Raw genomic sequence first — 14628 nt, forward strand, 5'->3', positions numbered from 1 at the left:
TCTGTTCCCGAAACGCGTTTCGGCATGGCCGGGACGGATTTTGGGGATTGCAGACGCCACGTAACGCGGCAACGGATTGACGACAAGCACTGCTAAATGCGGCTAAATTTGCGACGCTGTAAACCCCCGCATAAGCCATTGATTTAACACAACGATTCATGCCATCACTTTGTCGCGTTTGGGTATTGCGGATCGCACTCGCGCAAAGCTACATGCCATCATGAGGCCGATGGTTTCTGATTCTGTGCGATGACAACAGGGCTCGCGCGCGCTGCTACTGTCGTTTGAACCTAACATTCTTGGGTGACACTAAACCTTCGATGCGGCGAGACGCTTTCTTGCGAAAGAGGCGTTGATTTTGATGGGAAAATTCACAATGAAACTGTTTGGTTCCAGCCTTTATGGTCAGGCCCTCAGAGCCGTGGGCGTCGGCGCCGCACTGATGCTGTCTGCCTCCGGAGTCCATGCCCAGGCCAGCGGTCCGTTTGCCGGTTTTGCCGGCTCGTGGACCGGATCGGGCACGGTAGCGTTGTCCAACGGCACGACCGAACGGATTCGTTGCAAGGCGGATTACAAGGTCGCGCCATCGGGCATGAACCTGAAGCAGTCGCTGCATTGCGCGAGCGATAGCTACAAGTTCGACCTCTCCAGCGACGTCACCAGCCAGGGCGACCGGATCTCCGGCAACTGGAGCGAGGCCAGCCGCAACATCTTCGGCAATTTGCAGGGCACCGCGGGCGGCGGCCGGATCGACGTGTTTGTCGAGGCGTCCGGTTTTGCCGCAAACCTGAACCTGCAGACCAACGGCTCCAAGCAGGTGGTGCAGATCGACTCCAAGGGCGAGATCCGCGGCGTCACGATCACGATGACGAAGACCTGACATTCCCGACCGATTTCGCCCGCCAACAAGAAGGCCCGGTTCCGAACGCTTCGGAACCGGGCCTTTTGTTTTCGATCAATCAAGTCTTCTCGATCGGCGCCGGTTGCCCGCCCTTGCCGCGGAGCCTTTGCGACAGGTTGATCAGGAACATCGAGGTCGGCCGCAGGATGAAGAGGTCCGCGACCAGGGCCGCGACCATCGAGAACGCGCTGAGCCAGCCGAACAGCCGCAGCGACGGCAGGTCGGAGAACACGGTGACGACGAGGCCGCAGGCCAGCACCACCGTGGTCAAGATCAGCGCCGGGCCGACCAGCACCGTGGCGCGCTCCACCGCAAGCTCCGGCGTGACACCGGGCTTGGTCTCGAGCCGCAACCGATTGAGGAAGTGGATAGTGGCGCTGAGGCCGAGGCCGAACGACACGGTCAACGCCACGACGCTGGCGAATTGCAGCCCCTCCCCGAGCAGCCACAGCACCGTGCCTGACAGCACCACCGGGAAGATGCCGGGCAGGATGCAGGAGAACATCACTACGACCGAGCGGAACGCGAGCCCGATGAAGATCGCGACCAGCGCAAACTCCACGGTGAGGCCGCGGTTGAGCTTCTCGATCATATTGGCGCTGTTGCGCGCGGCAATCACCGACAGGCCGGTGACGGCGATCTCGTAGCCGGGATGCTCGGCGCGCACCTTGTCCAGCGAATGATCAAGCTTGTTGACCACCGGAAGCAGCTGGCTCGAATCGAGATCCGGGACGCGGCCCGACACCACGACCGCATCCTGATCCTTCGAGATGAAGCGGCGCACCAGATGCTCGGGAATCACGCTGACATATTCCTTCAGCGTCGCGACATCGTTGCTGCCGGCCTTCTCGGCGAGCCAGCGCCGCAGGGTCTCCAGTGACCAGACGTTGCCGACGCCGGCGCTGTCCTCGACCATCGCGTGAACGTCGGCGATCGTCTTCAGCGTCTCCGGCGAGTAGAGCGATTGGCCCTTGGGAAATTCGATCAGCACATCGACCGGATTGGCGCCGGTGAGCTTGGCGTCGAGCCGGCTCGACGCCTCCACCGCCTGCCGCTTGTCCGGCACCTGGTCGGCGAGCCGGTAACGCGGCTCGAGATTGGCATAGATAATGCCGAGGCCGCCGACGACGATCAGCGCGAGCAGGCTGAACAGCCCGGGACGGCCGACCATCCGCACCGCGATCCAGTAGCAGAAATTGCGCAGCGCCTGCACGCCCGCGTCCGCGCTCTGGAACTTGACCGCGAAGACCTTCTCGTTGCGCACCAGCAGGATGCCGAACACCGGCACCAGCGAGAGCACCGCGACCAGCGCGATGATGGTCGCCGCAAGCCCGGCCTCGCCGAACTTGCGGATCAGGTCGGAATCCGAGAACTGCAGCGCGATGAAGGAAATGCCCGCCGTGCCGTGCGTCAGCACGCAGGCCGGGCCGACCACCAGCACCGCGTTCTTGAACGCGGTGAACTTGTCCTGGCCCGCGATCAGCCGGTCGCGCGCCGCGAATGTCAGCTGCATCGAGTCGGAGAAGCTGATCACCATGATGAGCGGCGTCATCACGTTGAGGAACATGTTGAGATTGAAATTGGCCCAGCCGAGGCCGCCGAGCGCGAGCAGGATCGCGATCATCGGCGGGAACGCCGCCGCCACCATGAAGGATATCTTGCGGAAGAAGATGATGGCGATGACGCAGCCGGCAAGGATGCCGAGGATGTTGTAGGTTAGGCCGTCGCGCTCGACCGCATTGCGGATCTCGAGCTGCATGACCGGCACGCCGGACAGCTGGGCATTGAGCCCGCTGCCGCTGAGATCGTCGGCCATGATCTTCCTGATGTCGCCGACCACCTTGCTGAGCTTGTTGCTGCCGACCACCTCCGGCTCGAGCGACAGCACGACCAGCGCGAGCGTGCCGTCCTCCGACAGCAGTTTGCCGCGGATGATCTCGTTGCTTTTGACGGTCTCGACGAACTTGTCGTAGGCCACGCCCTCGGGGAGTTCATTGGGGAACAGCGCCGCCGGCAGCTTGCCGGGCTCCGGCGCCTGGCGGGCGGAGAACAGCGACACCAGGCCGCGCACGCCCTCGACGAGCTGCAGGTCTGTGACCATGTCACGGAGCTTGCCGAGATTGTCGCGTTCGAGCAGCGTCTTGCCTTCGACCACGACGAGGACGTCGAACTCGGTTGCCGGGAAGCGCTTGGTCACCGCCTCATATTGCTTGTAGTCCTTCGATTCGGAACGGAACAGCTGCGACAGCGAGTCGTCGATCTTGATCCGATGCACGCCGAACACCGCGCCGATCAACAACAGGACAAGCACGATGCAGGACAGGATCGGCGCCCGCATCGGGATCAGGCCGAGACGCTCGATCCCGAACGCGATGCTCGGGCCCGACCGCGGCTCTTCGACCTTCTCGACGTGGACCTGACTTTCGGAGTTCTTTTCGAGCATGCCCTGTCCAGTTCTGAAAACGGCTTAATCTGTCTAGCTTGGGTCGAGGGGCGCGAATGAGGCGGGTGAGCGCGGCTTATCGGCGCTAGTCCTTGAAAACACGCGAATATTGACCGGCGCGTGTTTTACCTGTCTGCCCCTTTGCTCGCAAGCGCGAGGGCAGAACCAAATGCGCGGGGAACCGCTGATCCCCACTATTAAGTATCTGATTTGTCACACCCTGGAAGCGCATTCTGTGACGATTCACCGCCGCTTTCATCTTTCAACGCGACCCCGGTGATCTGGCGTGCCAGTCCCTCGCGCACAAGCCACGAGATCCTGGATGCGCCTTCCGGGTAGCTCAGGCCGGCACGATGGATGTTGGAGATGCAGTTGCGGTCGGCATCGGTGAGGCCGATCCGCGGCGCGAAGGTGAGATAGGCACCAAGGCTGTCGGGCACGGACAGGCCGGGCCGTTCACCGATCAGCATCACCAGCATGCGCGCGCCGATGATGGCGCCGATCTCGTCACCGAGCGCGACGCGCGCGCCTGACGCGACGATCACCGCACCAGCGTCGATCCCGTCGGCCGCAAGCCGCGGCAAGAGGTGCCGGATCAATTCGACGGCGTGCACATTGACCGCGGTCGGCGACAGGCCGTCCCCGATCACAATGGCGCAGGAGCATGCGGTGATGCCGCACCCTTCCAGCGACCGTCGCGATGCTGAGTCCAGCATGCGTCCGAGATCGGGCCGGCGCAGATAGTCGCGCCGGCCGGGCGCCTGGCTCGACACCTTGTGCGACGTGATGCCGAGGCCGGCAAGACCGGCCGTAGTGCCGCTGACATCGAAGGCCGCGTGAACGGCGTCGCGGGCGCGGGCGTGGTCGAGCGTGAACGAGAGCAGCGCATCGGTCGGCAGGCTGGCTCCGGACCGGCCGAGACCGATACGCGCCGGCGTGAGGTCGCGCAAATCGGGAAGCGACGGGGACGATGGCGCCGGTGTCGTCATGCTGTCATTCGGCGGGGACGGAAGCCTCGCGCAGCCGGATCGAGTAGTTCGAGGCGTTCTGCCGGCCGCTGGAGGCTGCGCGCGCAAACGTGATCAGATGATGTGCAACCAGCGTCGCCGAGATCAGCCCCTCGATGTCGCCGCGCTTGAGCCGGCCGAGCGCAAACTTCCAGAACACGCGCTTGTAGTCGCCGAGCACGCCGACCTTCCAGAAGATGTTGCGCAGCATGATCAGGCCGCGCCGGATGTTGGCCCAGCTCTTCATCTCCGGGCTGACCGGCACCTTGATGCGGTTGGCATAGGTGTAGTCGCATTGATGCAAGTAGCGCTCGAACAGCTTCTCGGGCTGATAGGCGATCTCCATGCATTTGCGCCAGGAACTGACCACGTCCTCATAGGGCAGCAGGAACTCGACATTGGAGTCGCGGCCGTCGTCATGGACCAGCCTTCCTGCCTTTTCGAGCCGATCCCACAGCGGCGTCTTCGGCAGCGCCTGCAGCAGGTTGATGGTGAGGAGCGGGATCCGCGACTCCTCGACGAAGGAGAGCAGCGCGTCAGCGGTCTGGGGCTTGTCGGTATCGAGCCCCATGATGATGCCGGAGACGACCTCCATGCCGAACGAGTTGATGGTGCGCACGCCCTCCAGGATCGGAACCATCATGTTCTGATCCTTGTGCATCGCCTTCAGCGCGTCGGGATCTGGCGTCTCGATGCCGACGAAGATCGTCACAAAGAAGGCCTCGCGCATCTTCTCCAGTATCTCGGGGCGCTTGGCGATGTTGAGCGTCGCCTCGCAGGCGAGGCGCGTGACATAGCCGGTCCGCTTCTGCCACTCGATCAAATGCGGCAGCAGCTCGCTCGCGGCCTTGCGGTTACCGATGAAATTGTCGTCGACGAAATAGACGGTGTCGGTCGCGCCGCAGGCGCGCAGCTTGTCGAGCTCGGCGATGATCTGCTGCGGCGACTTCAGCCGCGGATTGCGGCCATAGAGCCCGGGGATGTCGCAGAACTCGCACTGATAGGGGCAGCCCGAGGAAAACTGGATGCTGCCGAGGAAGTACTTCTTGGTTTCGGCGAGCTCATAGGCCGGCAGCGGAAAATCCGTCATCGGCAGGCGGTCGACGGTCTTGAGCACCACCTGCTCGTCCGGACGCCTGGTGTCTTGCTCCAGACGCTTGATCAGCTCATTGGTCGCATCGCCGAGCTCGCCGACATGAAGGTAGTCGAATGAGGGGTAGTAGTCCGGACAGGCACTGACCGACGGGCCGCCGATCGCGACCGCCAGATCATGGCCATGCGCGCGGTGGCAGATGTCATTCATCTGCTGGCGCTGGATGTGCATACCGCTGACGAACACAGCGTCCGCCCACTCGAAATCCTCCACTGTGGCCGGACGCAGATTCTCGTCGACGAACCGGACCGGCCAGTTCTCGGGGAGGTATGCGGCAATCAGCAGCAGGCCCTGCGGCGGCATGAACGCCTTGACGCCGTCGGTCAGGGGGTAGGCGTGCTCGAAGGTCCCAAAGGACGACGTATAGCGCGGAAAGACGCAGAGAATACGTCGTGCTGTCTTTATGCCCTCTGCTCTCATCAATCGACCCCGAAGCACCCGCAAATCTAACCACGGCGCGGAACGCTGGGCCAGAAATTCTTCAACATTGTGGCGCTTACCAACGTCACAACGGTGAGATAGTTGCCCTGCAGAATTTAGCTATCCCGTCAGGTCAACAGCCGGGCGGCGAGGTCGGGCAGCTGCCCCGCATCGGCAACGAGGCGGAAGTCCTGCCCGGCAAGGCCGACGCGTGCCAGCCAGTCGTCGAATTCGGGCGCCCGCTTCAGGCCGAACAGGTCGCGGACGTAGAGCGCATCGTGAAACGATGTCGACTGATAATTCAGCATCACGTCATCGGCGCCCGGCACGCCCATGATGAAGTTCACGCCGGCGGCCGCAAGCAGCGTCAGGAGATTGTCCATGTCGTCCTGATCGGCCTCGGCGTGGTTGGTGTAGCAGACGTCGATCCCGAGCGGCAGGCCGAGCAGCTTGCCGCAGAAATGATCTTCGAGCCCGGCGCGGATGATTTCCTTGCCGTCATAGAGGTATTCGGGACCGATGAAGCCGACCACGCTGTTGACGAGCAGCGGATCGAACGCCCGCGCCACCGCGTAGGCCCGCGCCTCGCAGGTCTGCTGGTCGACCTGGTGATGGGCGTTGGCCGACAGGGCCGAGCCCTGCCCGGTCTCGAAATACATGACATTGTCGCCGACCGTGCCGCGGCGGAGCGACAGCCCGGCTTCCCGTGCCTCCCGGAGCAGCGAGAGGTCGACGCCGAAACTGCGGTTGGCCGCCTCGGTGCCAGCGATCGACTGGAACACGAGATCGACCGGCAGCCCCTGCCCGATCAGGCCGAGCGTGGTCGTGACATGGGTCAGCACGCAGCCCTGCGTCGGAATCCCGAGCCGGGTGATGACGTCGTCCAGCAGCCGCAGCAGGGTGCCGATGACGTTCGGATCGTCGCTCGCCGGATTGATGCCGATGCAGGCGTCGCCGGATCCGAGCAGCAGCCCGTCGAGGATCGATGCGGTGATGCCCTTGGCATCGTCGAACGGATGGTTCGGCTGCAGCCGCGTGCTCATTCGCCCGCGCAAGCCGATGGTGTTGCGGAAGCGGGTCGTCACCTCGCATTTCTTCGCGACCAGGATCAGATCCTGGTTGCGCATCAGCTTCGACACTGCCGCCACCATCTCCGGCGTGACGCCGCGCGAGATCCTGTTGATCGCATCTCCAGTGGCGGCATCCGACAGCAGCCAGTCGCGGAAGCCGCCGACGGTGAGCGACGACACCGGCAGGAAGCCGGCAACGTCGTGGCTGTCGAGGATCAGGCGGGTGACTTCGTCGTCCTCATAGGGGATGACCGGCTCATCGAGGAATTGCTTGAGCGGAACGTTGGCAAGCGCGAGCCGCGCGGCGATCATCTCCGCAGCGCTGTCGGCCGCGACGCCGGCCAAACGGTCGCCGGACCGCGGCGGCGAGGCCTTGGCAAGCAGCATGCGCAGATCGTCGAATGCATAATTGGTGGCGTCGATAGTGTGACGATAGAGCATGGGAATTCGCGTCGAGGCTGGGGACGGCGTAATCTAGCACCTCTTTACGAAAGTCATGCCATCAGCTTCGCCCTGTGCGCCGGAGGATGTTGATGAATGATGATGATGGCGGTCCGTCATTCAACACGGCGGCAGACCGACGGAACCCGACCGCCTCGGCGCGCCTCATAAGGCATTGGTATTATTTAGAGATTTTAGCGGTTGCGACCGGTACGAAACGCACGCGTTAAGAGATTGTCCATGAAGATTTTGCATAAGCTTTAATTGGCCGAAGGTACTCCCCGGCCTCTTGGAGTGCCCGCAATGCCGTCCCCCGTCACATCCCCCATCTCCACATCCCGGCCTCCAATGGCATCCCGATTCTCGCTTGCTGCCAGGCTGTACTCGACGTTTGCGCTGATTGCGGCGCTGACCGCAGCCATCACCGTCCTGTCCGACTACAACGCGCGGCGCAATGCCGAACTGACCGCGGCCGTCGACCTCGCAAGCCGCGCCGCGCTCAATGTCGAGCGGGTCAACTCGCTGGTTTACGCGGTGGTGATGGAATCCCGCGGCATCTACATGTCGACCGAACCTCCGGCGGTGAAGAAATACGGCGACGGGCTGCTGGCGTTCAACGACCGAATCCTCGGCGTGGTGAGGAACTGGGAGACCCTGGTACAGGCCGACGACGCCGCGCAGTTCGCGGTGTTCAAGAAGCGCATCGAGCAATTCATCGAGTTCCGGAAGGAGCTGGTCCGCCGCGGCATCGAAATCGGCGCCGCTGCCGGACGTGAGTGGGGCGACAACGACGCCAACCGCGACGTACGCACCGCACTGAACAAGGACCTCGAGGCGCTGTCCAAGGTCTACGCAGAGCGCAGCAAGAAGCTGGCACAGCAGACCGACACCAACCGCGAGCTGGCGCTGCTGCTGACCGGGCTCGGCGCGGCGGCCCTGATCGTGGTGGTGCTCGGCGTGCTGATCATCGCCCGCTCGGTGGCGCGGCCACTGTCGCAGATCACCACGACCATCAAGCACGTCGCCGAGGGCGCCGACCATGTCGACGTGCCGCACGTCGGGCGCAGCGATGAAATCGGCGCACTGGCACGCGCCATCAAGGTCTTCCAGGAGGCGATGGACCGCAATCGCAGCCTGAACGCGCAAGTCGTACAGGACTCCGAGGCTCGCGACGCCCGCGGCCGGCATATCGAGAGCTTCGTCGAGACGTTCCGCGGCACCATCGGTGAGGTGCTCCGCGCGGTGCACGACAACGCTGCGACGATGCGGCAAACCGCGCAGACCATCGCGACCGTCGCGGCGGACGCCAGCGGCCGGACGGTTGCGGCGGCAGGCGCGACCGAACAGGCCTCGAGCAACGTGTCTGCGGTGGCCAGTGCAGCCGAAGAGCTCTCCGCCTCGGTCCAGGAGATCGGCCGCCAGGTCAAGCAGTCGTCGGGAGCGGTCGATCAGGCAGGTGCGCGCACCGACCGGTCGATCACCGAGATCGAGAGCCTTGCCGCCACCACGCAGCGCATCGACGGTGTGCTGAACCTGATCCAGGCGATCGCCGAGCAGACCAACCTGCTCGCGCTCAACGCCACCATCGAAGCCGCCCGCGCCGGCGATGCCGGCCGCGGCTTCGCAGTCGTCGCGCACGAGGTCAAGGCGCTGGCCGGGCAGACCGCCAAGGCAACCGCCGAGATCAGTGAGAATGTCAGCCTGATCCAGGCCTCGACCCGCAACTCGGTGGCCGCCGTGCGCGAGATCGGCCAGGCGGTGCGCGAGATCAGCAACGTCACCGCCAACATCGCAAGCGCGATCGGCCAGCAGGATGCAGCCACGCGCGAAATCTCCGCCAACGCACAGATGGCCGCCCAGGGCAACGAAACCCTGGTGACGAATGTCAGCTCGCTCCGCGACGACATGGACCAGACCAGCAAGGCAGCGGAATCGGTGCTTGAGGCATCGAACGATCTGACCGCAACTGCCGAGACGCTGTCGCGCGAGGTCGAGCAGTTCTTCCGCAACTTGCGCAGCGATGCCGCCGAGGACCTGCGACGGACCGGAACCTGAACGGATCAGGCGATCCGTCCGGGCCCGGCGTCAGATTCCGACCAACCTGGAATGGTTAAGACTATCGCAACGCGCGGGCGCAAATTGCCGGTGCTTGCGGTCGCCTTTCTCAATTTGATGCCCCTATAGAAAGTCAAAGTGCGCGGGGGCGCGGGGAAGTGGAAGCGAGCAATGAACGGGCTGTTGCCAAAGCCGAGGGCCGTGCCGACCAAACGGCTGCTTGCGCTCGGGATCGGTCTCGTCTTGTGCTTTTCGGCGATCTGCGCGTCCATTCTCTGGGAGATGGCCGGCAAGGACTATCAGCATGCGAAGGAAGGCGCGACCAACCTCGTCGCCTCCATCGCCAGCGAGATCGACCGCAACATCGAGCTCTATGACCTCTCGCTGCAGGCCGTCGCCGACGGCGTCAAGCTGCCGGAGCTCGGCAAGATCAGCCGGGAGCTTCGCCGGGTCGTGCTTTTCGACCGCGCCGCCACCAAGGATCTCGGCTCGATCCTCGTGCTGAATACGGCGGGAGAGGTCACGCTCGATTCCCGGACATTGACGCCGCGGACCGCAAATTTCGCCGATCGGGACTTCTTCCGGGTGCATCAGACGCGAGCCGACAGCGGACTGTTCATCAGCGCTCCCTGGGTGACTTCAGACGGCGAATATCTGATCAGCCTGAGCCGCCGCATCAGCAATGCCGACGGGTCCTTTGCCGGCGTGGTCGCGGGCAGCATGCGGCTCAGCTATTTCCACAATCTGTTTCGCAAGCTGCGCTTCGGCCTCGGCGATAGCATGGCGTTGTTCAACACCGACGGCGTCATGCTGATGCGAGCACCGTTCGACATCGGCAAGATCGGGCAAAGCATCAGGGACTCACAGGTCTTCAAGCAGTTCCCGGCACGGCAATCCGGCTCCTACATGACGAAATCGCTCGTCGATCACGTCAGCCGGCTCTATGTCTTTCAGGCGGTCGGACACCATCCCCTGCTGATCGCCGAGGGCCTCGCGCTCGACGGCATCTATGCCGACTGGTGGCAACAGCTCTGGCTGATCGGAAGCGTGGTGGCGGCCCTCTGTGGCTTCTCGATCGTCCTGATGTTCTACCTGCTGGCCGCTCTCAAACGCCGAGCCGCCGCTGAAGGCCGGCTCGCGCACCTCGCGAACACCGATGCGCTGACAGGCCTCGCCAACCGCCGCCGCCTCGACGATACGCTTGACGTCGAATGGCGGCGTGGCATGCGCGCAAAGTCGCCGGTATCGCTTCTGATGATCGACGTCGATCATTTCAAGACCTTCAATGACACGTACGGCCATCAGGCCGGCGATGCTGTGCTCGCCACTGTGGGACGGTGCATCGCCACCAGCACCAAGCGCGCAACCGATCTCGGCGCGCGCTACGGCGGCGAGGAGTTTTCGGTGTTGCTGCCTGGCATCGGCAAGGCGGGCGCATTGGAAGTTGCCGAGCAGATTCGCGCGAAGCTGACTGCGGCGCGCGAATCCGAGCATGAGTTGCCGACCATCAGCATCGGACTGTCCTGCCTCGTCCCGGATCACGAGCGCACATCGCGCGATCTGCTCAAGGCCGCGGACCTCGCGCTCTATCAAGCCAAGCATGAAGGCCGCGACCGCGTCATCATCAGCCCGATCGGGTGGGACAAATCGGGCAAGCGGCAGGTCGCCTGATCGAGATCGCGGCCGCGCGGGCGAAGGCGCGCCTGTCCCCTCGGTTCACTCCACCGGCAACACGTCGACGGCGACGCCGAGCTTCTGCTTGCGCGCGCCGACGATGACGCCGTCGACCGGCGAGACATCGGCGAAGTCGCGGCCGATCGCGAGAATGATGTGGTCGTTGGCGACCATGAGATCGTTGGTCGGATCGAACCCGACCCAGCCGAGCTCGCCGCCGCACCAGACCGACACCCAGGCGTGGGTTGCGTCCGCGCCTTGCAGCCGCGGCTGGCCCGGCGGCGGAATGGTGCGCAGATAGCCGCTGACATAGGCCGCCGGCAGGCCGAGCCCGCGCAGCCCCGCGATCATCACATGGGCAAAATCCTGGCAGACGCCGTGGCGTTTCTCGAACACGTCGCGAAGCGGCGTCGAGATCACGGTCGCCTTCGGATCGTATTTGAAGTCGCCGCGGATACGACGCATCAGGTCGGCCGCACCGGCAAGGATGCCGCCGCCGGGCGAAAAACTCGCGGAAGCGTAGGCCGTCACCGGCCGCAACACCGGCACCAGCGCGCTGGCGAAGACGTAGCCGACCGGCGAGGCCGCATCGAGGCTCAAGGCCTCGAATGCGCTGTCGCGCACGCACTCCCAGGGCGGGCTCGCCGCGTCACGCGCCGGCGGCTGCCGCGCCACCGAGACCCGCGAGCGGGAATCGATCCGAAGGCTGCGATGCGCGGTCTCGATCAGGACGCTTTCGGTCAGCGTGCCGAAGAAGTCGCGCCGCGCGGTGCGCTCCGCGGGCTTCGGACGAATTTCGACCGAATGGGAAACCAGCTCCTGCCCGTCGCCGGTGATCGGCTCCAGCCGCAGCGAGCACCGCGCGAAGCTGACCTGGGTCTCGTAACTGTAGGTCGTGACGTGACGGATGTCGTAGATCACGCCAGCCCCGTGAGCTTCTCCGGCCGGCTGGCGTTCGGTCCGTGCGGGAAATAATGCAGCCCGACCGAGTCGGCGAGGTTGAGCAGATCCTGCTCCAGCGCAAACAGCGTCTTGACGTCGAGGCTGCCGGCTTCGGCCGTCGTCAACATCGCCTCGACCGTAACCGCAAGCCGCTGCGGCCGCTCGATCAGGCCGTGCTCCTTCAGGCTCGGCAGCGCGGCGATATGCTCGTTCAGCGCCGCGACCTGGAATACGACCGAGCGCGGATTGTAAGGATCGAGCACGGCGAGATCGCGCACCGGCGTCAGCAGCGGCTGCACCAGATAGCGCGAGCGATAGGTGATCTGGCAGTCGACCAGAGTCAGCAGGACGTCGAGATCCTCGTCACCGGCCTCGTCATAGGCGAACTGGCGGGCAAAGCGCGTGGTGTTGATAGCGCGCTCGGCACGGCGGCCCATCTCGAGGAAGCGCCAGCCCGCCGCGCGGTTCATGTTCTCCTGCGCGAGGCCTGCGAAGCTTGCGAGCTCCTGCAAGGTCAGCTCGGCGGCGCTGACGACGCCGTCATCGTCGTGAACCTCGATCGCGAGCCGATCCGCCATCTCGGTGATGACCTGCCAGGCGTCCGGCGACAGCCGCTCGCGCAGCGAGGTGGCCGTGCGCTGCGCCGATCGCACCAGCGACAGCGCCGAGCCGAACTTCTCCTCGTTCTGCAACGCTTCGAGCGCGACCTTGGCGGGATTGGCGCGCGCCGTCTGCGAGGCCGCGCCCCAGGCGACCAGCATGCGCTGGATGCGCTCGGCCGAATGCATCGCCGGCGTCGAGCCGGTCGAATTCGCCCGTGCAGGATCGCGCAGCGGCGTGCACAGCGCCCGGATCAGCCGGATGGTCGCCTCGGCGCGCTCGAGATAGCGGCCGAGCCAGAACAGATTGTCGGCGGCGCGGCTCGGCAGCACGCCGGCGATGCGGCGGATGCGGACGGTGTCGACCGCCGGCAGCAGGGTCGAGGTCGCGACTGCCTTGTCGGAGACCACCCAGACGTCGGCGGACACCGCGCCATCGCCCATCGACACCGCGCGCGCATCCGCCCGATCGGCAATCCGGCAGAAGCCGCCGGGCAGCACGGTCCAGCCGTTCGGCGTCGCCGCCGCGAACACCCGCAGCACGAACGGACGCGGCGCGATGCGGCCGTTCTCCCATACCGGGGTGGTCGACAGCCGCACCAGCTCCTGCCCGACATAGTCGATGCCGCGATGGCTGATCGCATCCTTCAGGCGGTCGCGGTCCGTGGCCGACAGTTCGCCCGGGAGCACCGGCCCGTGGCCTGGAAAATCCGCAACGCCGCGGCCATAGGCGCCTTCGATCGCGAATTCGTCGAACCGCGACAGCACCTGCTCGCGGGCGGACTTCTGGCCGCACCACCAGGTCGCGATATGCGGCATCATCAGGTCTTCAGAGAGCAGACGTCGGCACAGACTGGGCAGGAAGCCGAGCAGCGCCCTTGCCTCCATCACGCCCGAGCCCGGCATGTTGGCGACCACGACGCCGCTCTTGCGCAGCACCTCGACGAGCCCGGGCACGCCGAGATAGGAGGAGGCGTCGAGCTCGAGCGGATCGAGCATGTTGGAATCGACCCGGCGCAGCAGCACGTCGAGCCGCTTCAATCCGGCGACGGTGCGGATGTGGATGCGATCGCCTGAGACAGCGAGGTCGTCGCCCTCGACCAGCAGGAAGCCGAGATAGCGCGCCAGCGTGGCATGCTCGAAATAGGTCTCGCTGAACGCGCCGGGTGTCAGTAGGCCGATCCGCGGCTCGTCGCGGTCGGCGCTGGCACGCAGCGAATCGCGGAACGCTTCGAAGAACGGCGCGACGCGCTCGACATTCATCGACTTGTAGAGATTGGAAAAGGCACGCGACAGCACCAGGCGGTTTTCCAGCGCATAGCCGGCGCCCGACGGTGCCTGCGTGCGATCGCCGAGCACCCACCAGCGGCCGTCGGGCCCGCGGCCGATGTCGGCGGCATAGAGATGCAGATAGCGGCCGCCGGGCGGCTTGATGCCGCTGACCGCGCGCAGATACTCGCTGCTGCCGGCGATCGCTGCAGCGGGGATGGCACCGTCGGCAACGAGACGGCCCTCGCCGTAGAGATCGGCCAGCACCATTTCCAAAAGCTGCGCGCGCTGCGCGACACCGGCGGCGAGTTGCCGCCAATCGGCCGCATCGATGATCAGCGGCAGATGGCTGAGCGGCCAGATCCGGTCGGACGTGTCGCCGGGCGCGCGATAGGTGACGCCGGCCTCGCGCAGATGGCGATCCGCGGAGGCAAAGCGGCGCTCGATATCGGCCGGCGACAGCCCGGCAAAGGCGTCGAAGAAGCGGGCCCAGACCAGCCGCGGCGCGCCGTTCTCGGCAATGTATTCATCGGGAATGCCGGGCAGCCGGACATAGTCGCGGGTCCACTGCGCCATCCGGCGCTGACCGGGACGGGCCCTGCTCTCCTGACTGCTTCCTTGACTGCTTCCCTGGCCACCCGATGCGGTCATTGC

General features: G+C 65.0%; 9 protein-coding genes. 3 read left to right on the forward strand and 6 right to left on the reverse strand.

Features of this window, described 5'->3' with window-relative positions; genetic code table 11:
- Nucleotides 1-376: 376 nt before the first annotated feature.
- Nucleotides 377-880, forward strand: a complete 504-nt coding sequence (locus tag HAP47_RS28650) for a hypothetical protein (protein WP_173641724.1) — start codon at nt 377-379, stop codon at nt 878-880.
- 79 nt (nt 881-959) lie between these two features.
- Here the strand turns inward: HAP47_RS28650 and HAP47_RS28655 are convergent, their stop codons facing one another.
- From HAP47_RS28655 to HAP47_RS28670, 4 genes are all read right to left on the reverse strand, one after another.
- Entirely contained in the window at nt 960-3344 is a 2385-nt protein-coding gene (locus HAP47_RS28655; protein WP_173641723.1) for an efflux RND transporter permease subunit, read from the reverse strand.
- Between the two features lie 197 nt (nt 3345-3541).
- Nucleotides 3542-4333: an ethanolamine ammonia-lyase subunit EutC gene (gene eutC, locus HAP47_RS28660; protein ID WP_173641722.1), complete on the reverse strand. Its 792-nt coding sequence runs from the start codon at nt 4331-4333 to the stop codon at nt 3542-3544.
- 4 nt (nt 4334-4337) lie between these two features.
- Nucleotides 4338-5924 carry a B12-binding domain-containing radical SAM protein gene (locus HAP47_RS28665; RefSeq protein WP_173641721.1) on the reverse strand — a complete coding sequence of 529 codons (1587 nt, stop codon included), beginning with the start codon at nt 5922-5924 and terminating at the stop codon, nt 4338-4340.
- Nucleotides 5925-6052: 128 nt separating this feature from the next.
- Entirely contained in the window at nt 6053-7435 is a 1383-nt protein-coding gene (locus HAP47_RS28670) for an ethanolamine ammonia-lyase subunit EutB (RefSeq protein ID WP_173641720.1), read from the reverse strand.
- A gap of 348 nt (nt 7436-7783) precedes the next feature.
- On the opposite strand from HAP47_RS28670, the gene HAP47_RS28675 reads away from it, so the two are divergent.
- Both HAP47_RS28675 and HAP47_RS28680 read left to right on the forward strand, forming a co-directional pair.
- Nucleotides 7784-9490, forward strand: a complete 1707-nt coding sequence (locus HAP47_RS28675) for a methyl-accepting chemotaxis protein (protein WP_173641719.1) — start codon at nt 7784-7786, stop codon at nt 9488-9490.
- Nucleotides 9491-9661: 171 nt separating this feature from the next.
- Nucleotides 9662-11161 (forward strand): GGDEF domain-containing protein, encoded by a 1500-nt coding sequence (locus HAP47_RS28680; protein WP_173641718.1) that lies wholly within the window; start codon nt 9662-9664, stop codon nt 11159-11161.
- Between the two features lie 45 nt (nt 11162-11206).
- Here the strand turns inward: HAP47_RS28680 and HAP47_RS28685 are convergent, their stop codons facing one another.
- Together HAP47_RS28685 and HAP47_RS28690 are read right to left on the reverse strand one after the other, a co-directional pair.
- Nucleotides 11207-12085 (reverse strand): transglutaminase family protein, encoded by an 879-nt coding sequence (locus tag HAP47_RS28685; protein ID WP_173641717.1) that lies wholly within the window; start codon nt 12083-12085, stop codon nt 11207-11209.
- Nucleotides 12082-14625, reverse strand: a complete 2544-nt coding sequence (locus HAP47_RS28690) for a circularly permuted type 2 ATP-grasp protein (RefSeq protein ID WP_173641716.1) — start codon at nt 14623-14625, stop codon at nt 12082-12084. Before HAP47_RS28690 ends, HAP47_RS28685 begins: the two co-directional genes overlap by 4 nt.
- Between the last annotated feature and the right edge of the window lie 3 nt (nt 14626-14628).

The organism is Bradyrhizobium sp. 41S5, assembly GCF_011516665.3.
GTDB lineage: Bacteria > Pseudomonadota > Alphaproteobacteria > Rhizobiales > Xanthobacteraceae > Bradyrhizobium > Bradyrhizobium quebecense.